This window comes from Janthinobacterium sp. NFX145, assembly GCF_049810325.1.
GTDB lineage: Bacteria > Pseudomonadota > Gammaproteobacteria > Burkholderiales > Burkholderiaceae_D > Janthinobacterium > Janthinobacterium rivuli.
Genome location: NZ_CP187360.1, coordinates 5,326,584 through 5,348,106 on the forward strand (window position 1 = coordinate 5,326,584; position 21,523 = coordinate 5,348,106).

General features: G+C 62.3%; 19 protein-coding genes. 10 read left to right on the forward strand and 9 right to left on the reverse strand.

Annotated features, from left to right (window positions below; genetic code table 11):
- Positions 1–74: 74 nt before the first annotated feature.
- The 4 genes from ACPJXG_RS23785 to secA all read right to left on the reverse strand — a co-directional run bounded on the left by ACPJXG_RS23785 (position 75) and on the right by secA (position 5,534).
- On the reverse strand, positions 75–497 hold the full coding sequence (locus ACPJXG_RS23785; RefSeq protein WP_099403243.1) for an NUDIX domain-containing protein: 423 nt from the start codon (positions 495–497) through the stop codon (positions 75–77).
- Positions 494–1,375: an ATP-binding protein gene (locus tag ACPJXG_RS23790; RefSeq protein WP_425252527.1), complete on the reverse strand. Its 882-nt coding sequence runs from the start codon at positions 1,373–1,375 to the stop codon at positions 494–496. The genes ACPJXG_RS23785 and ACPJXG_RS23790 overlap by 4 nt, the downstream gene beginning before the upstream one ends.
- On the reverse strand, positions 1,372–2,610 hold the full coding sequence (gene argJ / locus ACPJXG_RS23795) for a bifunctional glutamate N-acetyltransferase/amino-acid acetyltransferase ArgJ (protein WP_425252528.1): 1,239 nt from the start codon (positions 2,608–2,610) through the stop codon (positions 1,372–1,374). The genes ACPJXG_RS23790 and argJ overlap by 4 nt, the downstream gene beginning before the upstream one ends.
- A gap of 155 nt (positions 2,611–2,765) precedes the next feature.
- A complete protein-coding gene (secA, locus tag ACPJXG_RS23800) occupies positions 2,766–5,534 on the reverse strand; it encodes a preprotein translocase subunit SecA (RefSeq protein ID WP_225243824.1) in 2,769 nt (922 codons plus the stop codon).
- A 279-nt stretch (positions 5,535–5,813) separates the two neighbouring features.
- Between secA and ACPJXG_RS23805 the strand changes: the two genes are divergently transcribed.
- The gene (locus ACPJXG_RS23805) at positions 5,814–6,323 is read left to right on the forward strand and encodes a DciA family protein (RefSeq protein ID WP_219135108.1); all 510 of its coding nucleotides are present in this window, start codon (positions 5,814–5,816) and stop codon (positions 6,321–6,323) included.
- A gap of 129 nt (positions 6,324–6,452) precedes the next feature.
- On the opposite strand, the gene lpxC is transcribed toward ACPJXG_RS23805, so the two are convergent.
- Together lpxC and ACPJXG_RS23815 are read right to left on the reverse strand one after the other, a co-directional pair.
- A complete protein-coding gene (lpxC, locus tag ACPJXG_RS23810) occupies positions 6,453–7,388 on the reverse strand; it encodes a UDP-3-O-acyl-N-acetylglucosamine deacetylase (protein ID WP_425252529.1) in 936 nt (311 codons plus the stop codon).
- A gap of 50 nt (positions 7,389–7,438) precedes the next feature.
- Complete coding sequence (locus ACPJXG_RS23815) at positions 7,439–8,281, reverse strand: DMT family transporter (RefSeq protein ID WP_425252530.1); 843 nt, start codon at positions 8,279–8,281, stop codon at positions 7,439–7,441.
- Positions 8,282–8,584: 303 nt separating this feature from the next.
- On the opposite strand from ACPJXG_RS23815, the gene nosZ reads away from it, so the two are divergent.
- The 8 genes from nosZ (at position 8,585) to ACPJXG_RS23855 (ending at position 17,778) form a co-directional block, all read left to right on the forward strand.
- On the forward strand, positions 8,585–10,498 hold the full coding sequence (gene nosZ / locus ACPJXG_RS23820) for a TAT-dependent nitrous-oxide reductase (protein WP_051959385.1): 1,914 nt from the start codon (positions 8,585–8,587) through the stop codon (positions 10,496–10,498).
- A gap of 101 nt (positions 10,499–10,599) precedes the next feature.
- The gene (locus ACPJXG_RS23825) at positions 10,600–12,729 is read left to right on the forward strand and encodes a 4Fe-4S binding protein (protein WP_425254786.1); all 2,130 of its coding nucleotides are present in this window, start codon (positions 10,600–10,602) and stop codon (positions 12,727–12,729) included.
- 29 nt (positions 12,730–12,758) lie between these two features.
- Positions 12,759–14,027, forward strand: a complete 1,269-nt coding sequence (locus tag ACPJXG_RS23830; RefSeq protein ID WP_425254787.1) for a nitrous oxide reductase family maturation protein NosD — start codon at positions 12,759–12,761, stop codon at positions 14,025–14,027.
- Complete coding sequence (locus ACPJXG_RS23835; protein ID WP_034748846.1) at positions 13,996–14,949, forward strand: ABC transporter ATP-binding protein; 954 nt, start codon at positions 13,996–13,998, stop codon at positions 14,947–14,949. The genes ACPJXG_RS23830 and ACPJXG_RS23835 overlap by 32 nt, the downstream gene beginning before the upstream one ends.
- Positions 14,933–15,757, forward strand: a complete 825-nt coding sequence (locus tag ACPJXG_RS23840) for an ABC transporter permease (RefSeq protein ID WP_200880309.1) — start codon at positions 14,933–14,935, stop codon at positions 15,755–15,757. Before ACPJXG_RS23835 ends, ACPJXG_RS23840 begins: the two co-directional genes overlap by 17 nt.
- On the forward strand, positions 15,754–16,275 hold the full coding sequence (locus ACPJXG_RS23845; RefSeq protein WP_070305655.1) for a nitrous oxide reductase accessory protein NosL: 522 nt from the start codon (positions 15,754–15,756) through the stop codon (positions 16,273–16,275). The genes ACPJXG_RS23840 and ACPJXG_RS23845 overlap by 4 nt, the downstream gene beginning before the upstream one ends.
- A 96-nt stretch (positions 16,276–16,371) precedes the next feature.
- A complete protein-coding gene (locus ACPJXG_RS23850) occupies positions 16,372–16,689 on the forward strand; it encodes a c-type cytochrome (RefSeq protein ID WP_034748852.1) in 318 nt (105 codons plus the stop codon).
- A gap of 48 nt (positions 16,690–16,737) precedes the next feature.
- Positions 16,738–17,778, forward strand: coding sequence for an FAD:protein FMN transferase (locus tag ACPJXG_RS23855; protein WP_425252531.1), 1,041 nt, complete (start codon positions 16,738–16,740; stop codon positions 17,776–17,778).
- A 3-nt stretch (positions 17,779–17,781) separates the two neighbouring features.
- Here the strand turns inward: ACPJXG_RS23855 and ACPJXG_RS23860 are convergent, their stop codons facing one another.
- Entirely contained in the window at positions 17,782–18,555 is a 774-nt protein-coding gene (locus ACPJXG_RS23860) for a helix-turn-helix transcriptional regulator (protein WP_425252532.1), read from the reverse strand.
- 104 nt (positions 18,556–18,659) lie between these two features.
- Between ACPJXG_RS23860 and ACPJXG_RS23865 the strand changes: the two genes are divergently transcribed.
- Positions 18,660–19,427 carry a class I SAM-dependent methyltransferase gene (locus tag ACPJXG_RS23865; protein WP_425252533.1) on the forward strand — a complete coding sequence of 256 codons (768 nt, stop codon included), beginning with the start codon at positions 18,660–18,662 and terminating at the stop codon, positions 19,425–19,427.
- A 187-nt stretch (positions 19,428–19,614) separates the two neighbouring features.
- Here the strand turns inward: ACPJXG_RS23865 and ACPJXG_RS23870 are convergent, their stop codons facing one another.
- Positions 19,615–20,121 (reverse strand): peroxiredoxin, encoded by a 507-nt coding sequence (locus tag ACPJXG_RS23870; protein WP_425252534.1) that lies wholly within the window; start codon positions 20,119–20,121, stop codon positions 19,615–19,617.
- A gap of 183 nt (positions 20,122–20,304) precedes the next feature.
- Positions 20,305–21,513 (reverse strand): cell division protein FtsZ, encoded by a 1,209-nt coding sequence (gene ftsZ / locus ACPJXG_RS23875; protein WP_034784974.1) that lies wholly within the window; start codon positions 21,511–21,513, stop codon positions 20,305–20,307.
- Positions 21,514–21,523: the final 10 nt, after the last annotated feature.

Below are 21,523 nucleotides of genomic sequence, written 5' to 3' on the forward strand. Positions count from 1 at the left end.
CGATACAAGGAAAGTAAGAGGAAAGCTTGCGCCAGCACGCAGCATGCTGCTGCCCGCTGGCACAAGTGTGGGGATCAGGCGGGCACGAGGGATTCCCGGCGTACCTCATCCAACCATTCCAGCAGGGGAATGGTGGCCGGCAGCAGGGGTTCCACGCCGACCGTGCCCTGCCAGGCGAACGCCTGCCCTTCCAGGCTTTGCGGCTCGCCCCGCCATTCGCGGCTGATGTAGAAATGCAGGCGCACATGGGCGTGCGGATACACATATTCGACGCCGCACCAGGCTTCGGCACTGTCGATATGCAGCCCCAGCTCCTCGACAAACTCGCGTTTCAAGGCATCAAAAATGGCTTCGCCCGCTTCGACTTTACCGCCAGGAAATTCCCAATAGCCGTCATACGGCTTGCCGGCCGGGCGCTGGCCCAGCAGCACGTCGCCATTCGGCTTCATCAGGATGCCGACGGCGACGTCCACCGGTTTGATTTTCACGTCGCTCATTGCGGCAACTTTCCCGCAGGAAGTTTCCCCGCATAGTCGCGCGCGAATTGCCACGCGACACGGCCCGAACGGGAACCGCGCTGCAAGGCCCAGCGCAGGGCGTCGCCGCGCGCTTGCGCGATCTGTTCCTGGGTGCAGCCGAACGAAGCGAGCCAGTGCGCCGCGATATCGAGGTAATCATCCTGCTTGAACGGGTAGAACGAAAGCCACAGGCCGAAGCGCTCGGACAGCGAGATTTTCTCTTCCACCGTCTCACCCGGATGCAGATCGCCATCGTCGTCCGTCTTGTAGCTGCTGTTGTCCGACATGCGTTCCGGCATCAGGTGACGGCGGTTCGAGGTGGCGTAGATCAGCACATTGTCCGATTGCGCGGCGATGCTGCCGTCGAGCGCCACTTTCAGCGCCTTGTAGCCGCTCTCGCCCTCTTCAAACGACAGGTCGTCGCAAAAGATGATGAAACGCTCGGGGCGCGCCGCCACCAGGTCAACGATGTCGGGCAGGTCGGCCAGATCGGCCTTGTCGACTTCGATCAGGCGCAAGCCCTGGTCGGCGAACTGGTTCAGACAAGCCTTGATCAGCGACGACTTGCCCGTGCCGCGCGCGCCCGTCAGCAGCACGTTGTTGGCTGGACGGTTACTGACGAACTGGCGCGTGTTCTGCTCGATCTGCGCTTTTTGCATGCCGATATTGTGCAAGTCATCCAGAGCAATGGACGAGACATGCGCCACGGCCTGCAAATAAGGCAGCGCGCCCTGGCGCCGGCGCCAGCGGAAGGCAAAGCTGTTCCAGTCGGTAGCCGGCAAGGCCGGCGGCAAGATCGACTCGAGCCGCGCCAGCACCCGCTCGGCGCGGATCAGGAATTGATCGAGACTGGTCATGAGCGGTAGTCGGCGTTGATCGACACGTAGTCATGCGACAGGTCGCACGTCCACAAGGTGGCCGTGGCATCGCCGCGCGCCAGTTTCACCCGGATGGTGATTTCGCTTTGCTGCATCACGCGCTGGCCATCCTGTTCCTGGTAGTCCGGGTTGCGGCCGCCATTCTTGGCCACCCACACGTCGTCCAGGTACAGGTTCAATTGGCCCACGTCGAGGTCGTCCACACCTGCGTAGCCGATGGCGGCCAGGATGCGGCCCAGGTTCGGGTCGGAGGCAAAGAAAGCCGTCTTCACCAGCGGCGAATGGGCGATGGAATAGGCGATCTTGCGGCATTCTTCCACGTTGCGGCCGTCTTCCACCGTGACCGTCATGAACTTGGTCGCGCCTTCGCCGTCGCGCACGATGGCTTGTGCGAGAAAAGTAGACAGTTCGGTGACGGCCGCCGCCAGTGCCGCATAGTGCGGCGAATCGATGGAATCGATGACCAGGCTGCCGGCGCCGGTGGCCACCAGCATGAACGAGTCATTGGTGGAGGTGTCGCCGTCGATGGTGATGCAGTTGAACGATTTGTCGGCCGCCTGCTTCACCAGCTGGTCCAGCACCGGTTGCGCCACGGTAGCGTCAAAAGCGAGGAAACCGAGCATGGTGGCCATGTTCGGCTTGATCATGCCGGCGCCCTTGCTGATGCCCGTCAGGGTCACCGCGTGGCCGCCGATGGCGACCGTGCGCGAACCGGCTTTCGGCTGCGTGTCGGTGGTCATGATGGCTTCGGCGGCCGAGAACCAGTTGTCCGACGTCAGCGCGGCCACGGCTTGCGGCAAGCCGGCGACCAGGCGCTGCACGGGCAAGGGTTCCAGGATCACGCCGGTGGAAAACGGCAGGATTTGCTGCGGCGTGCAGCCCAGCAGCTCGGCCAGCGCGGCGCAGCTGGCCTGCGCGTCGGCCAGGCCCGATTCGCCCGTGCCCGCATTCGCGTTGCCCGTATTGACCAGCAGCGCGCGGATCGGCGCGGCGCCGGCCGTCACTGCCGCCAGGTTGGCTTTCGAAATTTGCACGGGCGCGGCGCAAAAGCGGTTCAAGGTGAACACGCCGGCCACGGTGGCCGTCGGCGCCAGTTTCAATACCAGCAAATCCTTGCGATTGGGTTTCTTGATGCCGGCTTCGGCAACACCGATTTCAATGCCGGCGACGGCTTTCAAGTCGGCGGCGACGGGCTTGGGAGAATTGACGGCCATGGTGAGTTCTTCTGCGAGGGAAAATGGAAGCGCTATTGTAGCGCCTTCGCGGCGCCGGTGAACATGCGTGCCGACAGATGCGCGCGCGTCAATTGAAACGGCATAAAAAAACGGAGACCGCGGTCTCCGTTTTTGCTCAAGCTGTCAAACCGGCTTTACGCCAATTTTCCATGACAAGCTTTGTACTTCTTGCCGCTGCCGCAAGGGCATGGGTCGTTACGGCCCACTTTGACGCCCATGCTCACGCTCATGTCGTCGACGTTGTCCATGTTGCCGCCGGCCACAGGCGCCAGCAGTTCTTCCGGCGCCGCGTTCGGGTCGAATTCAGCGTGCTGGTAATGCACGTTTTCCACGTGCGACTGCTGCATCGCCTGTTCGGCCGCATCGACTTCTTCACGCGACTGGATGCGCACCGTCATCACGTGTTTCGTGACGTCGTTCTTGATCATGTCGAGCATCTGGCCAAACAGTTCAAACGCTTCACGCTTGTATTCCTGTTTCGGGTTCTTCTGCGCATAACCGCGCAGATGAATACCCTGGCGCAGGTGATCGAGCGCCGCCAGGTGTTCGCGCCAGTGGCTGTCCACGCTTTGCAGCATGACATTGCGTTCGAAGCCGCCAAACGATTCCTTGCCGACGATGTCGATCTTCGACTGGTACACGGCGTCGGCCGCGGCCAGCACTTTGTCCAGGATCTCTTCGTCCGTCAGGGTCGCATCGGCTTCCAGCATTTGCTGCAGCGGCAAGTCGAGCTGCCATTCGCCGGCCAGGGTGTTTTCCAGGCCCTTGATATCCCACTGCTCTTCCACCGATTCATGCGGCACGTACTCGTGCACCAGGTCGGTGAACACGCCATGGCGCAGGGAAGCGATCATGTCCGAGATATCGGTCGTTTCCAGCAGCTCGTTACGCTGCTGGTAGATGACCTTGCGCTGGTCGTTGGCGACGTCATCGTATTCCAGCAATTGCTTGCGGATGTCGAAGTTACGCGCTTCGACCTTGCGCTGGGCCGATTCGATCGAACGCGAGACGATGCCTGCCTCGATCGGTTCGCCTTCCGGCATTTTCAGGCGGTCCATCACGGCGCGCACGCGGTCGCCGGCGAAGATGCGCAGCAGCGCGTCGTCGAGCGACAGGTAGAAACGCGACGAACCCGGATCACCCTGGCGGCCGGCACGGCCACGCAGCTGATTGTCGACGCGGCGCGATTCGTGGCGCTCGGTGCCGATGATGTGCAAGCCGCCCGCATTGACCACGTGGTCGTGCAGCGATTGCCATTCATCGCGCAAGGTCTGCGACTGGGCTGCCTTGTCGGCGTCGCTCAGTTCAGCATTGGCTTCGATGAACTTGATCTGGTTTTCGACGTTACCGCCCAACACGATGTCCGTACCGCGACCGGCCATGTTGGTGGCGATGGTGATGGCTTTCGGACGGCCTGCCTGGGCGATAATTTCCGCTTCGCGGGCATGCTGCTTCGCGTTCAGCACGTTGTGCGGCAAACCGGCCTTGGTCAGGATGCCCGACAGCAGTTCCGAGTTTTCGATCGAGGTCGTACCGACCAGCACGGGCTGGCCGCGCTCGTAGCAGTCGCGGATGTCGTTCAACATCGCGTTGTATTTTTCCGCCGACGATTTGTAGACCTGATCCTGGCGGTCCTTGCGCTGCAGCGGACGGTTTTGCGGGATCACGACCGTTTCCAGGCCGTAGATTTCCTGGAATTCATATGCTTCGGTATCGGCCGTACCGGTCATGCCGGCCAGCTTGGCGTACATGCGGAAGTAGTTCTGGAAGGTGATCGAGGCCAGGGTCTGGTTCTCGTTCTGGATCTTGACGCCTTCTTTCGCTTCGACGGCCTGGTGCAAGCCATCGGACCAGCGGCGGCCCGTCATCAGACGGCCAGTGAATTCATCGACGATCACCACTTCATTGTTCTGCACCACATAGTGCTGATCCTTGAAGTACAGCGCATGTGCGCGCAGGGCCGCATACAGGTGGTGCACGAGGGTGATGTTGGCCGAATCGTACAGCGAAGCGCCTTCCGGCAGCAGGCCCATTTCCATCAGGATGCCTTCGGCCTTTTCATGGCCGGCTTCCGTCAGCAGCACCTGGTGCGCTTTTTCATCCTTGGTGTAGTCGCCCGGCACGTCAACCTTGCCCTTGCCGTCCGGCGTTTCTTCGCCGATCTGCAAGGTCAGGCGCGCAGGCACTTCATTAATCTTGTGATACAGGTCGGTATGGTTTTCGGCCTGGCCCGAAATGATCAGCGGCGTACGCGCTTCATCGATCAGGATCGAGTCGACTTCATCGACGATGCCGAAGTTCAGGCTGCGCTGCACGCGTTCGCGCGCTTCGTAGACCATGTTGTCGCGCAAGAAATCGAAACCGAATTCATTGTTGGTGCCATACGTGATGTCGGAGTTGTACGCCTGCTGCTTGGCGCTGTGCTCCATCTGCGACATGTTCACGCCAGTCGACAGGCCCAGCCATGCATACAGGCGGCCCATGGTCTCGGCATCGCGCTGCGCCAGGTAATCATTGACGGTGACGATATGCACGCCCTTGCCCGACAAGGCATTCAGGTAGGCTGGCAAAGTTGCCATCAGGGTCTTGCCCTCGCCCGTGCCCATCTCCGCGATCTTACCGAAATGCAAGACCATGCCGCCGATCATCTGCACATCGAAATGGCGCATGCGCAGGACGCGCTTGCTGGCCTCGCGGCAGACGGCAAATGCTTCCGGCAACAAGGCATCGAGCGATTCGCCAGCGGCGATGCGTTCCTTGAAGGCAGGCGTCTTCGCTTGCAGCTCGGCATCCGACAGCTTTTCGATGGCCGGCTCGAGCGCATTGATCTCGCGTACCGTTTTTTGGTATTGCTTGAGCAGCCGCTGGTTGCGGCTACCGAAAATCTGGGTCAGTAATGACATGCTTGAATTCTTGAAAAAACGCCGTTAAAAAAAGCTCGGTAGGGAACAACGAGGGAGTAATCGCGTCACCGCACGGAGTTCGACTATGGCAAAAGACGATGATTTTATCATGCGTTCCCGACATGGTTGGGGTAATGCGCCATATAACAATAGCTTAATGACAAACAAATGGCAGAAATTGCGGACATTTTCCATACTGTAAGGCAATACGGCCCGCCCACCCACGCCGCACCCGCCGCCGCACTCGTCATGCGCGGGCGAGTGTGCTATGTTTCGGCCATGCGAACTCCCACTTATTCTCCGGCACCGCGCCGCGGCTACGGCTTCGCCCGTTCCGGCCCGGCCGCGACAGGGGCAACCGATTTTCTGCGCGGCAACGCCACGATGGCCTCCCTGATGCCCACCGTCACACGCCTGGCCGCCCTGCAAAAAGATTGCGCCAAGGCCTTGCCGGCCATGTTCGAGCATTGCGACATCCTGCAATTCGAAGGCGGTCAACTGGTGCTGGCCACGCCGAACGCGGCGCTGGCGGCCAAGCTCAAGCAGCAATTGCCGAAGTTGCAAGGGGAACTGGAAAGAAAGGGCTGGCAGATTTCAGGCATCAAGCTGAAAGTGCAAGTCATCAAGAGCATCGCACCCATCGTGCATACGCGGGCGCTGGTCTTGCCGGAAAAAGCCATGTCGGCCCTGGAAGAGCTGAGCACAGCCCTGCCCGCGTCGAAACAGAACGAGCAATTGATCGCGGCGCTGCGCAACATGGTCCGCCACCACCGCGAACCAAAGGACTGAGAATAACGGCGCTAAATTAACGCATATCGCGTAGGTCAGATTAGGCCCTTCGGGCCGTAATCCGACAACACCACGATCAGTGCCAACATGGTTGTCGGATTACGCGGGGCGTCGCCCCGCTAATCCGACCTACGTCAGCGACCACTCGCGCTCCATCTGGCGCAAGTAGGATTGCGGCGCCGCCTCGTTCGTGGCGAACGAGACGATTTCATACGCTTCCGGCTGTTCCAGCAGCGCCAGCAGCAGCTGGTTGTTCAGCGCGTGGCCCGACTTGTGCGCCGTGTAGTACGCCAGCAAGGGGTGGCCCACCAGATACAGGTCGCCGATGGCGTCGAGGATCTTGTGGCGCACGAACTCGTCTTCATAGCGCAAGCCGTCCGCATTCAGGATGCGGTACTCGTCCATGACGATGGCGTTTTCCAGCGAACCGCCACGGGCCAGGCCCATGCCGCGCAAGCTTTCCACATCCTGCATGAAACCGAAGGTGCGTGCGCGGGCCACGTCGTGCACGTACGACACGTCGCCGAAATCGACCGAGGCGCGCTGCATCGTGCCATCGACGGCCGGATGGTTGAATTCAATGAAAAAATCGAGCTTGAAGCCGTCGTACGGCGACAAACGCGCCCATTTCTCCGCGTCGCCCTTGCCGTGACGCACTTCCACGGGCTTGATGACCTTGATGAATTTCTTCGCCGCCTGCTGCTCTTCCACGCCAGCCTGCTGCAGCAGGTAGACGAAGGACGAGGCGGAACCGTCCATGATGGGAATTTCTTCCGCATTCACGTCGATAATCATATTGTCCACGCCCAGGCCGGCCGCGGCCGACATCAGATGTTCCACGGTAGAAACCCTGGCGCCATCCTTGATCAGCACGGAAGCCATGCGCGTGTCGCCCACGGCCATGGCGCTGGCGGGAAACTCGACGATGGGATCGAGGTCGATGCGGCGAAACACGATGCCCGTGTCGATCGCGGCAGGACGCAGGATCAGCTCGACCTTGGTGCCGGAGTGCAAACCGACACCGATGGTGCGGACCTGTTGTTTGATGGTGCGTTGTTTTAACATGGCACGATTATATCCAGTTGCGGCGTGGAATGCTGACCGGCAAAGAAATGCTAGGGATGCTCACTTTCCACATGCACGGCCTCGCGCCGCACCAGGTAGATGCCGCTGGCGATAATGATCGCCGCGCCAAGCAAGGTATAGCGATCCGGCAGCGCCTGCCACAGCAGCCAGTCTATCGCCACGCCCCAGGCCAGCGCCGTGTACTCGAACGGCGCCACGATTGACGCCTTGCCGGTGCTGAAGGCCTTGGTAATCGCCAACTGCCCGAAGAAGCCTGACAGCGCCAGCACCATCAAGATCGAGCCATGTTCGGCACGCACAGGCACCCAGATATGCCACGCCAGCGTTACTGCGCCAACCGACATCAGCGTCAGCAGCCAGAACATCATCGCCTCGGTGCTGTCGGTGCGCGCCAGCACGCGCGCGCTGATGGCCGACACGGCGTAGCAGGCAGCTGCCACCAGAATCGCCAGCCCGCCCAGCGACAGGAAGCCGGTGCCTTCGGGGCGCAGCACCACCAGCACGCCCAGCAGGCCGACGCCAATCGCCACCCACTGCCCGCGGCCCACGTGCTCCTTCAGCACCCACACCGACAGCGCCGTGATCAAAGCCGGCGCGATGAAAAAGATCGAATATGCCTCGGCCAGCGACAGCGACTTCAGCCCGAAGGCAAAGGTGGTCAGCATGGCGATGCCGAGTGCGGCGCGCAACAGGTGCATAGGCCAGCGTATGCGCAAGATGCCCTTGAACGCACCGCGGTACAGCATGTAGCCGCACAGCAGTGGCAACGAACTGAGCGAGCGCATCGCCGTGACCTGCGTGGCGGGATAATGGGCAGACAGCAGCTTCATGGCGGTATCCATGCACGAGAACATGGCGACCGCAATCAGCATCGCATAGATGCTGTGCAGATTTTCTTGACGAGAAGACAGGGAAAGCTCCTTGACGACAGGCCCGGGGCGGACCACTGGGAACGTCATTATGGCGACGTCCGGAGCCAGCACAGCGGAGGCGCTGCCGGGATTGATTATAGCAAGCCGGCCAGCTCATCAGGGGCGACGACGAAAACAGTGCCTGGATCAAGTACCGCCGCAATCGCGGCGGCGGTGCCTGAAATGCTTGATCCACGTCATCGTTTTTTTAAAAGATGTATGTAAAATGCCTGTTTATAATTTTGCAACGATGGAGAACGAGAGATGGACAGCAAGAAGATGGATACCACCAACGACACGCCGTCGAGCCGCCGCGGCTTTCTCGGCAAGAGCGCCGCACTGGGCCTGGCAGGCGTCACGCTGGGCCTGGCCGGCTGCAAGGAGGAAGCTGCCGCCGGCGGCAAGAGCGCTGCCGCACCGGCCGCACACCACGGCACCGAGATCGCGCCAGGCCAGCTGGACGACTACTATGCTTTCATCAGTTCCGGCCATTCGGGCGAAGCGCGGGTGCTCGGCCTGCCTTCCGGGCGCACGCTCAAGCGCATCCCGGTGTTCAACGTCGATTGCATGGTCGGCTGGGGTATTACCAATGAATCGAAAGCCATCATCGGCACCAAGCCCGACGGTACGCTGAAATACATCACCGGCGACACCCACCACGTCCACGGCAGCTACAAGAACGGCACGTATGACGGCCGCTGGCTGTTCATCAACGACAAGCTGCATTCACGCGTGGCGCGCATCCGCATGGACACCATGGAATGCGACAAGATCACCGAACTGCCGAATGTGGCCGGCTTCCACGGCCTGTTCCCTGACAAGCGCGATCCGGTCGACCAGAAGATTGACTACACCACCCGCGTGTTCTGCGGCGCCGAATTCCATATCCCGCTGCCGAACGACGGCCGCGACCTGGACAATCCGGACAAGTGGGGTGCGTTGTTCAGCTGCGTCAGCGCAGAGACCATGGAAGTGATGTGGCAGGTGCGCGTTGACGGCAATATGGATCTGTGCGCCACCTCGTACGACGGCAAGCTGGCCGCCTGCAACCAGTACAACGTGGAAAACGCCGCCGACCTGAACGGCATGATGGCGGCCGAGCGCGATGCCTGCGTGTTCCTGCATATCGAACGCGTCGAGGCCCTGGTCAAGGCAGGCAAGTTCACCACCATCGGCAGTTCCAAGGTCCCCGTGGTCGATGGCCGCAAGGCTGCCAACGCCGATCCGAAAAGCGCGATCTCGCTGTACGTCCCGGTCAGCAAGAACCCGCATGGCGTCAACGCCAGCCCGGACGGAAAATACTTCGTCTGCTCCGGCAAGCTGTCGCCGACCGCCACCGTGATTGAATTGAGCAAGGTGCTGCAGTGGTTCGACGGTAACGTCAAGGATCCGCGCGACACCGTGGTGGCCGAACCGGAAATCGGCCTCGGCCCACTGCACACCGCCTTCGACGGCAGGGGCAACGCCTATACCTCGCTGTTCCTCGACAGCCAAGCCGTCAAATGGAATGTGGATGCAGCCATTGCCCAGTTCAAGGGCGACAAAAACGCCAAGGTCATCATCGAGAAGCTGGACGTGCATTACCAGCCGGGCCATAACTACTCATCGATGGGTGAGACCAGGGAAGCTGACGGCAAATACCTCAACTCCGGCAACAAGTTCTCCAAGGACCGCTTCCTGCCAGTCGGCCCGCTGCATCCTGAAACCGAACAGTTGGTCGACATCAGCGGCGCCAGCATGAAACTGATAGCCGATCACACTGCCTACCCGGAACCGCACGATGGCATTATCGTGCGCCGCGACGTGGTCAAGACGCGCCAGATCCACACCATGACCGACTTCCCGAATGCCGTCACGCCGGAAAACGCCGGCATCGAGCGCAAGGGCAACAAGGTGCATGTGCGTCTGATGTCGCAAGCGCCGGCGTTCAGCATGCCGGTCATCAAGGTCAAAAAAGGCGATGAAGTCACGCTCACCCTGACCAACTACGACAAGGTCGAAGATTTGACCCACGGTTGCGCCATCCCGACCTACAACATCAACTTTATCGTCAATCCGCAGGAAACCAAGTCGGTCACTTTCAAGGCCGATCACGCCGGTGCGTTCTGGTTGTATTGCACGCACTTCTGCCACGCCCTGCATCTGGAAATGCGTAGCCGTTTCCTGGTTGAAGCCTGAGTTGTCCCGCAAGTCCATGCCGGCTGATGCGTCAGCCGGCATGGCATATTCTCATGACGACTACTTTAAAAACCTTGTTCAATTCTCTGGCGTCGTGCTTGATGTTACTGGCTATGCTGGCGCCGCCCATCGCCGCCGCCAGCATCTACGACGCTGAACTTTCCTCCGAACTGTTGCACGGCGCCGACCTGTGCGCGCATGCCGCCTGCCGCGACGTGATGCCGCAAGCGCAGCGCTTCTCGCAGCGCATGGGCTCTCCACGCTATGTGCAAGCGCTGGACGCCGGCGGCAAGCTCGTTGGCTACGTTTTCCTGTCAACCGACGTGGTGGATATTCCCGCCTATTCCGGCAAGCCGGTCATTACACTGATCGGCATGGACACCGCAGGCATCATTACCGGCGTGCGCGTGATCAAGCATTCCGAACCGATCCTGCTGGCAGGCATACCGGAATCGGCGCTGCTCAAGTTCATCGGACAATATGTCGGCCTGCGCGGTGACGCCAGGCTGGAAATTGGCCGTGGCGGCGATGGCAGCGTGGGATTGGACGCGATCAGCGGCGCCACCGTGACGGCCATCGCCGAGAACCAGGTAATTTCCCGCAGCGCCTATGAGATCGGCCGCCAGGTCGGCATCTTCACTGCGGCGGCGCGGCCGCCAGCCCGCTTCACGCCGCTCGACGAGCGCCTCAACTGGGGCAAGCTGGCCGACGAGGGCTCGGTCGGCCGCCTGACGATCACCGCGCGCGAAGTCGGCGCCGACAGCGCACGCGGCGACTACATCGATCTCTACTTCGGCTACCTCAACACGCCGACGCTGGGCAACAGCCTGCTGGGCGAGGACAACTACCAGCGCCTGATGCGCGACCTCAGGCCGGACGAGCATGCGATCTTCGTCATCGCCAGCGGCCAGACATCGTTCAAGGGCTCGGGCTTTGTGCGCGGCGGCATCTACGACCGCATCCAGGTGCGGCAAGATCCTGAAACCTACACCTTCCGCGATACCGACTATCTCAATCTGTATCACCTGCAGCCCGGCGATGTGCCCCAATACCGCGAATCGGGCATCTTCATCGTCCGCTCGAAACACTTCAATCCGGCGTGGCCCTGGACGCTGACGCTGCTGGTCAATCAGGTGGACGCCAAGGGCGCCAAGACCTTCACCCACTACGACCAGACATACTGGCTGCCGGCCCGCTATCTGGAAGGCGGCCATCCGAAAGTGGTGACGGCGCGCCCGGCGTGGCAAAACATCTGGCTGGACCGGATTGCGCAAATCGGCTTGTTCGTCGCCACCCTGTTGTTTACCGCCATCTGGTACGCACGACGCGACCGGCTGGTGCGTGCATCGACGCGCAAGCACAAGCCTTTGATCAGCTGGCCGCGGCTGGTGCTGTGGATCATCAGCGCCGGCTTCATCGGTTTCTACCTGAAGGCGCAGCCCAGCATCACGCAGATCATGACCTGGCTCCATTCGCTGATCCATCAATGGCGCTGGGAGCTGTTCCTGTCCGATCCCTTCATCTTCCTGTTCTGGTGGTTCATCATCATCACGGTGCTGATCTGGGGACGCGGCCTGTTCTGCGGCTGGTTATGTCCATTCGGCTCGCTGCAGCACCTGATGCTGAAACTCGGTTCCGCCATCGGCCTGAAACGCTGGCAGAAACTGCTGCCAAAACCACTGCACGACAAGCTGCGCTGGCTGAAGTACGCCATCTTCTTCGGCCTGATCGGCGTATCCCTGTTCTCAATGGAGACGGCCGAACATCTGGCCGAAATCGAACCCTTCAAGACCACGTTTCTGGTCGGCGTATGGAACCGCAGCTGGCCATTCTGGCTCTTTATCGGCGCCATTCTGGGCCTGTCGCTGTTCAGCGAGCGCCCCTACTGCAAATACCTGTGCCCGATGGGCGCGGGCCTGGCGCTGCCCGGCAAGTTCCGTCTGTTCGGTCTGAAGCGCAAGGCAGAATGCACCAGCTGCCACGCCTGCGCCGCCGGTTGCGGCTCGCACGCCATCGACAGCCAAGGCAAAATCGATCAGATGGAATGCATGCTGTGCCTGGACTGCATGGTGATGTACTACGACGATCACGCCTGTCCACCGCTGGTGAAAGAGCGCAAGCGGCGCGCTGCCAAGGGCGAAGCGCTGACGCGTATCGGCGCCGACGGCTACTTCCTTACGCTCGACAGCTTGCGCTCAACGCTGCCGTCGCAAGGCAAGGAAGACGCATGAGGCTGGCGCCTTCCGCCCTGCTGGCGCTGATGCGCGCGCTGGTGCTGGCATTCATACTGGCCGGCTATGGGCCGGGCCTGGCCGCCGCCGTGCTGGAAGTGGCGCCGGGCACGTCGATCAATGCGGCCATCGCCAGTGCGCAGAAAGGCGACACACTGCTGATCGCACCCGGCAGGTATAACGAACACGTGCTGGTCGACAAGGCGCTGACGCTGCAAGGGCGCAGCCATCCCATCATCAGCGGCCAAGGGCACGGCGACACCATCCGCATCACCGCCCCCGACGTCACCCTGATCGGCCTGATCGTGATCGACAGCGGCGCGGACCTCACTGCGCAGAACGCCGGCATTTATATCGTGCCTGGCGCGCATCGCGTACAGATCAACGACTGTCGACTGGTCGCCAATCTGTTCGGCATCTGGCTGCAAGGCGTTGACGATGCGCGCTTGCTGAACAACACCATCACCGGCCGGCGCGACCTGCAATCGGCGCAGCGCGGCAATGGCATCCAGGTGTACGACACGCGCGGAGCGCGCGTCACCGGCAACGAAATCAGCGGCACGCGCGACGGCATCTATGTCGACGTCTCGCGCGACGCGCAATTTCGCCACAACCGCATCCACCATGTCCGCTACGGCACGCACTACATGAACACCCACCACAGTACCTGGGAAGACAACGAGGTATATCTGAGCCGGGCCGGGCTGGCGCTGATGGAGGTGCGCAGCCTGACCGTGCGCCGCAATATCGCGTGGGGCAATACCGATCACGGCATCATGCTGCGCACCATCCAGGACTCGCTGATCGAAGACAACGTGGTGGCCGGCAACGACCGTGGTTTTTTCATCTATGACGCCGAGTACAACACGCTGCGCCACAACCTGATCATCAATAACCGCACCGGCGTGCACCTGTCGGCCGGCTCGTCAAACAACCAAGTCGATGGCAACGACTTCATCGGCAACCAGGAGCAGGTGCGCTTTGTTGCCGCGCGCGATGTCGAATGGGGCAAACAGGAAGGCAACTACTGGAGCAATTACAACGGCTGGGACCAGAACGGCGACGGCCAGGGTGACGTGGCGTATGAAGCGAACGACCTGGTTGACCGTCTGAACTGGCAATACCCGCTGCTCAAGCTGCTCGGCGCCAGCCCCGCGCTGCAGACGCTGCGCTTTGCCGCGCGTCAGTTTCCGCTGCTGCGCGCGCCAAGCGTAGTCGACCGCCATCCGCGCATGCGCCCGCTCTCACAGAATTGGAAGAAATGGAATGACATCACTCCCCGCATCGAATACAACTGAAGCCGCCGTCAGCCTGCGCGGCATCCGGCATCGCTACGGCGCGCTCACGGTGCTGCAGGACGTCAGCTTTGACATCGCCCATGGCGCCATGTTCGGCCTGATCGGCCACAATGGCGCCGGCAAGAGCACGCTATTCAAGCTGATGCTCGGTCTGATCACGCCCTGCGCCGGCACGCTGCACGTACTGGGCCAGAACGCGGCCGAACCTGCCTTTCGCCAGACGCGCCGGCGCGTCGGCTATCTGCCGGAAAGTTTTCTCACCTACGATAACCTGAGTGGCCAGGAAGTACTGCACTTTTTTGCGGACTTGAAGCACATTGCGCGCGCTGCTTGCGCACCGTTGCTCGACCTGGTGGGCCTGACGCATGCCGCCGCGCGGCCAGTACAGGGGTACTCCAAGGGCATGCGCCAGCGGCTCGGCCTGGCGCAGGCTCTGCTGGGCGAGCCGGACCTGATCTTCCTCGATGAGCCGACCAACGGATTGGACCCGCAAGGCATCGCCGACTTTTACGCCATCTTGCGCACCGCGCAGGACCGCGGCGCCACCATCGTCATCACCTCGCACATCCTGGCAGAGATCGAGCACAGGGTCGACCAGCTGCTCATCATGCAGAGCGGCACGGTGGCCGCGCAAGGCACGCTGAGGCAGCTGCGGACGGGTACCCATGCGCCCCGGATGCTGACCATTACCGCCACGATTGCCCCTGCGCTGCAGGCGGGCGTGCGCGCGGCGCTGGCCGCGTTGCCGCTGGAGCTGGCGCTGGAGGTGCATGGCGAACAGCTGCACGTGCGCTGCGCCAGGGCCGACAAGATGGCGGTGCTGCGCCAGCTGGCCGCTTGCGCCGACGACATCGCGATTCAGGAATCGACATTGGAACAAGTATTTCTCGGCTACGGAGGCACCCATGCGCGCACGCATTGAATGGCGCCAGGTCGGCGTGCTGGCCGCAAAAGAATGGCGTGACCGGCTGCGCAACCGCTGGGTGCTGGCCGTGGCGCTGGTGTTTGCCTTCTTCGCGCTGGCCATCGCCTACTTCGGCGCAGCCCAGCAGGGACAGGTTGGTTTCCACGGCATCGACGCCACCATCGCCAGCCTGTCCAGCCTGGTGATCTATCTGGTGCCGCTGATCGCCCTGATACTCGGCTATGACGCGATTGTCGGCGAGCGTGAGCGCGGTGCGCTGGAACTGCTGCTGTCGATGCCGGTGACGCCGCTGGAAGTGCTGCTCGGTAAATATCTCGGCCTGGCGGCGGCGCTCACCAGCGCCACCGCGATCGGCTTTGGCGCCGGCCTGCTGCCGCTGTTCTCGCAACTGACTGTGGCCGAGGGCTGGCGCTACGCCCAATTCGTCGCCAGCGCCGTGCTGATGGGACTGGCCTTCCTCAGCATTGCCATGCTGGTATCGGTCAGCACCCGCGACCGCGTCCGCGCCAGCGGCATTGCACTGGCGCTGTGGTTCCTGTTCGTGCTGGTGTTCGACCTGCTGCTGATGGGGGTGATGGTGCTCAGCCAGGGCCAGCTCGGTAGCGGCCTGTTCGCCGCCATGCTGATGCTGAACCCGGCCGACGTATTTCGCCTGCTGAACGTGTTCAGCTCGGACCAGGCGCAAGCCATGTATGGCCTGGCCACCGTGATGCCGCAAGGCTGGACCCACCCGGCGCTGCTGTCGGGCGTGATGCTAGCCTGGATTTTTTTACCGTTTTCTATCGCACTCAGGAGATTTTCATGACTATTTTCCACCTGCGCAGGAGCGCGCTGGCCGCACTGGCCACCCTTGCGCTGGCCGCCTGCACGTACAGCGCCACCAACCTGCCAGCCATTGATCCGTCCGACGAAGCCGCGTGTGCGCTGGACGGCATGCTGCTGCGCGACTTCCCCGGGCCGAAAGCGCAGGTTCGCTTCGCCGACGGCAAGACCAGCTACTTCTGTGACGTAAAAGAACTGCTCGGTGAAATGCTGGCGCCGGAACAGCGTCGCGCCACCAGCGCCTTCTACGTGCAGGACATGGGCAGCGCCAACTGGCAACAGCCGCAAGGCCACTGGATCGGGGCACACGACGCGCTCTATGTATTAGGCAGCAAGGCGCAGGGCTCGATGGGCCCGGCCATCGCCTCGTTCAGCCGGCAGGTGGACGCGGAAGCGTTTGTTCGCAAGGAAGGCGGCCGCGTGCTGCGCTTCAAGCAGATCACGCCGGCCCTGCTGAACGAAGCCAGCGGCGCCATGCCGACGCACGCCATGGCGCATTGAAGCACCACCGCCTGGGCCGGCATTGCCGTTCGGCGGAAAGCGCCGGTCCGTTTTTACCCCGGCATTTGCCGACTTACTTTTGAAAAGAGACAGACCATGAAGAAACTACTTGCACTGGCAGCAATGCTGGCAGCCATCACCTCTGCCACCAGCGCCGCCGCCGCGCCGGACGCCGCCAAGGTTGAGAAAACCTACTCCACCACCTGCCTGGCCTGCCACGGCAGCGGCATCATGGGCGCGCCCAAGGTTGGCGACAAGGCGGGATGGAAACCGCGTATCGCCAAAGGCAAGCCGGCGCTGTACCTGAGCGCCATCAACGGCGTGAAAATGATGCCGCCACGCGGCGGCAATCCAGGCCTGAAGGATGATGAAGTGAAAGCACTGGTCGACTACATGGTCGCCAAGAGCAATTAAAACTGCTGGCCGCCGCCTGCGCGCGGCGGCCACACCCGGAGACATTCCATGTTCACCCGCACGCTGCTGGCGCTACTGCTGTTCCTGACTGCTTGTTCCGGCGAGGAACGCCTCTACAAAACCCGGGGCCACGTGTTCGGCACCACGGTCGACATCACCATCTACGGTGGTTCGCAGCAGCGCGCCGACCTGCTTGGCGCCGAGGTATTGAGAGAATTCGATCGCCTGCACCGTAAATTCCACGCGTGGGAGCCAAGCATGCTCACCGCCCTCAACGATAGCATCGCCAAAGGCGAGCCAATGCGCGCCGACGCTGAAATGGTCGGCCTGCTAAAATCGGCCGAGAAGCTGTCAGTGCGTTCCGGCCTGCTGTTCAACCCCACCATTGGGCGTCTGATCAGGCTGTGGGGCTTCCAGAAAAACGACATCGGCGCGCAGGGACCGCCGGCCGCCGAGATCAAGCGCTGGGTCGACGCGCGGCCATCGCTGTCCGACCTGCGTTACAACGGCAACATCATCAGCAGCGTCAACCCTGCCGTCATGATCGACCTCGGCGGCTACGCCAAAGGTTACGCGCTCGACCGCGCCGCCGCGCTGCTGCGCGAAGCGCACGTCAAGGCGGCGCTGGTCAACATCGGTGGCAACGTCATCGCCATCGGCCAGCCCGGCGAACGACCGTGGCAGGTCGGCATCCGCGATCCGCGTGGCGCCGGGACAGTTGCGCAGATCGCTTTGCGCGACAACGAAGCGATCGGCACCAGCGGTGACTATGAACGCTACTTCATGAAGGACGGCAAGCGCCGCCCGCACATCATCGACCCGCGCAGCGGCTACCCGATCGATCTGGTCGCTTCGGTCACCATCATCGCCAGCGGCGGCCGCGACCCTGGCCTGCGCTCGGACGGCCACTCCAAACCGCTGTTCATCACCGGCCCCCGAGACTGGCAAGCGATGGCGGAAAAACTCGACCTGAAAGAAGTGCTGATGGTTGACGCCCAGCGCAATGTCCACATGACAGCAGCCATGCAAGCGCGCATTGCAGGTGCAGAGCGGCACGAGCAAGCCGGGACCTGGCAAGCACGCGAGTGACGTCTACGACACAGGCAACAGCATCACCAGCTTCAGTTCATGCTGGCGCGCCAGGTGCAGGGTCACCTGGTTGAACTCCAGCAGCCCCTGCTGCGCATGCTGGAAGCGGCGCAATCCCCCATCGCGGCCCTGCACCTGCTGCGCGCCCCACCACTGGCGGAACTCCACGCTGGCCTGCGCCAGTTCCGCGATCAGGCCGGCCAGTGGCGCCTGGTCTGCGTGGCGACCGATATCGGCGCGGAACTCCGCCACCAGGCGGCGCGCCCGCTCGGGCCAGCCGACGACGAGCTCGCGCGCAGCCGCATCGAGGAACATGAAGCGCAGCTGGTTCGGCGCGTCCTCCCCGGCCTGCAGCCAGCCCGCAAACAAGGTGGACGCCGCCCCGTTCCACGCCACGGCATTCCATTCCCGGTCGAGGACGTACGCGGGCGCGTCAATGGCGGACACGATGGCGGCCAGTTCGGCGCTGGCAGGCCCCCCGCCCTCGCCTGCGCCATGGCTGGGGTCATGCTTGTCGGCCACCTCGAACAGATAGGCGCGCTCGGCCGCGCTCAGCTGCAGCACCTGCGCCAGGCGGGCCAGCATCTTGGCCGACGCCGACACGGGCCGGCCCTGCTCCAGCCACGTCAGCCACGTGGGACTGACGTCGCACAGCTGCGCCAGCTCTTCGCGCCGCAAGCCCGGTGTGCGCCGCCGCCCGCCGCCGGGCAAGCCAGCCATGGCGGGGGTGACGGCTTCGCGCCGGGCGCGGATGAATTCAGCGAGTTTGTTCGACATGGCAAGGCTGCATGGTAGTAGATATACCAGTATAAGTTATGGTCTTGTTACAGGATAATTTTATCCCTATTCTGCAGGAACTCACCCATCACCAGGAGAAAACCATGCAGCAGCACGATGTCGTTACCGAACAGTTTGGCAAAACAGCCAATGCCTACCTGAGCAGCGCCGTCCACGCGCAAGGCGCCGACCTGGTGCTGATGCAGGAATGCGCGCGCCGCCATGGCAAACCGGTGGTGCTCGACCTGGGCTGCGGCGCTGGCCACGCCAGCTTTGCCGTCGCTCCCGTGGCGCAATCGGTGGTCGCCTACGACCTGGCGCAGCCCATGCTCGACGTCGTCGACCACGCGAAGGCGCAGCGCGGCTTGCACAACATCAGCACGCAGCAGGGCGACGTGGCCCGCCTGCCGTTTGCCGACGCCAGTTTCGATATGGTCGTCACGCGCTTTTCCGCGCACCACTGGAACAACGTGGCAGGAGCCCTGGCGGAAGCGTGGCGCGTGCTGCGCCCGAACGGCACCTTGCTCGTGATCGACATCGTCGCGCCGAAAACGGCCCTGTACGACAGCACCTTGCAGGCCGTGGAAATGCTGCGCGACGCGTCCCACGTGCGCGACTACCGCACCTGCGAATGGGGCGCCAAGTTCGACAACGCAGGTTTTAGCCACAGCTTGCGCAGCGTGTGGAAACTGACGATGCAGTTCGATGAATGGGTGGCGCGCATGCGCACGCCGAGCGAGCGCGTGGCGGCCATCCGCAACCTGTTCGATGGCGCACCCGAGGAAGCGAGAAGATATTTCGCGCTGCAGGACGATTATTCGTTCAGCATCGATGCGGCCATGTTCGAGGCGACGAAACCGTCGGTACAGTAAACGTCAAAACGGCGCCGATGGCGCCGTTTTTTTTGCGTAGCTTGGGTAGGTTGGGTAGGTTGGATTAGCGCAGCGCGCGTAATCCAACAATGCTGAAGCAAACGCGGTGCGAACGTAGCACGTCGGCTTACGCTGCGCTAAGCCGACCTACGCCGGCCTACACAGGCCTACCCAGCCTACGCTCTGCTTAAGCCAGCTGGCCCAGCAAGGTTTCCGCATTCGACACTTCAAACTTGCCGCCTTGCTCGATGTTCAATTGCGTCACGACGCCATTGTCGACCAGCAGCGAGTAGCGCTGCGAGCGCGTGCCCATGCCGTGCTTGGAGAAATCAGCGTCCAGGCCCAGTGCCTTGCTGTAGGCGGCATTACCGTCAGCCATCATGCGCACGATGCCGGTGGCTTTCTGATCGCGGCCCCAGGCGCCCATCACGAACGCGTCGTTGACGGAGATGCACCAGATTTCATCGACGCCCGCAGCTTTCAGGTCGGCAGCGTGCTGCACGTAGCCTGGCACGTGCTGTGCGGAGCAGGTCGGGGTGTAGGCGCCTGGCAGGCCGAAGATGGCGATCTTCTTGCCCTTGACCAGGTCTTGCACGTTGAACGTGTTCGGGCCCAGTGCGCAACCTTCGGTTTCGCTTTCGATGAATTCGGCCAGGGTGCCTTCTGGCAGGGTGTCGCCGATCTTGATGGTCATGTTGACTCCTTGTGTACTGTCGGTTGAGGATGCTGCCGGCATGATGCCGACACTGCGCGATAGTATGCCTGACTTGCCGTATTTGTGCAGAAAATGGCCGGAAAGGCAAAGTCAAAAGTCAAAAACCGGCAAAAAAAACGGCGACCCTCAGGCCGCCGTCATCGTTGCATACATCAAACCACCTTAGTCAGCCTGTTTGCGCAGGAAGGCTGGAATGTCGTACGTCTCCATGCCATTCTTTTCCATCGCGCGCACTTGCTCGGAAGCCGATTCGCGGCGCCATACCGCCGGCGCCTTCATGCCGTCGAAACCGGCGGCCGGCGTGGCCACGCCAACCGTCGTCGTCGCCGCCTGCGCGCTACCCATGGCAGCCGACGGGGTCAACGGGCTGTTGTGGGTACCGGTGCGCAGCACTTGCTGCGGTACCAGCTGGATGTTTTTCTTCGCACGGCCCAGACCCGTGGCCACCACGGTCACGCGGATGTCGTCGCCCATGGCGTCGTCGTAGGCGATACCCTGCGCGATCGACGCGTCCGGCGCGGCAAACGCGCGCACGGCAGCCATGACTTCCTTGATCTCTTTACCTTTCAAGCCACGGCTGGCCGTGACGTTGACCAGCACGCCGCGCGCGCCGGACAGGTCGATACCGTCCAGCAGCGGCGAAGCGACAGCCTGTTCGGCGGCGATACGCGCGCGATCGACGCCGGACGCCGTCGCCGTGCCCATCATGGCCTTGCCCTGCTCGCCCATGATGGTTTTCACGTCGTTGAAGTCGACGTTGATATGGCCAGGCACGTTGATGATCTCGGCAATGCCGGCCACCGCGTTGTTGAGCACATCATCGGCGTGCTGCATCCATTCCAGCATGCTTTCGTCTTCGTAGATCTCTTCCAGCTTTTCGTTGAGGATGATGATCAGCGAGTCGACGTGCAGGGACAGCTGCTCCAGGCCTTCGTCGGCGATGTCCATGCACTTCTGGCCTTCGTACGAGAACGGTTTCGATACCACGGCCACCGTCAGCGCGCCCAGTTCCTTGGCCACTTCGGCCACGATGGGAGCGGCGCCCGTGCCCGTGCCGCCGCCCATGCCGGCGGCGATGAAGACCATGTGCGCGCCGCGCAGCGAATCGGCGATGCGCGCGCGCGATTCTTCGGCCAGTTGGCGGCCGACGGCAGGCTTCATGCCGGCGCCCAGACCGGTATCGCCGATCTGGATGATGTTGTGGGCTTTCGATGTCGACAGGGCCTGTGCGTCGGTGTTGGCGGCAATGAACTCCACACCCGACATGCCTTTGTTGATCATGTGTTGGACTGCATTGCCACCCGCACCGCCGACGCCGACGACCTTGATGACGGTACCTAAAGCTGTGTTATCGACCATATCGAACTCCATGATGTGCTCC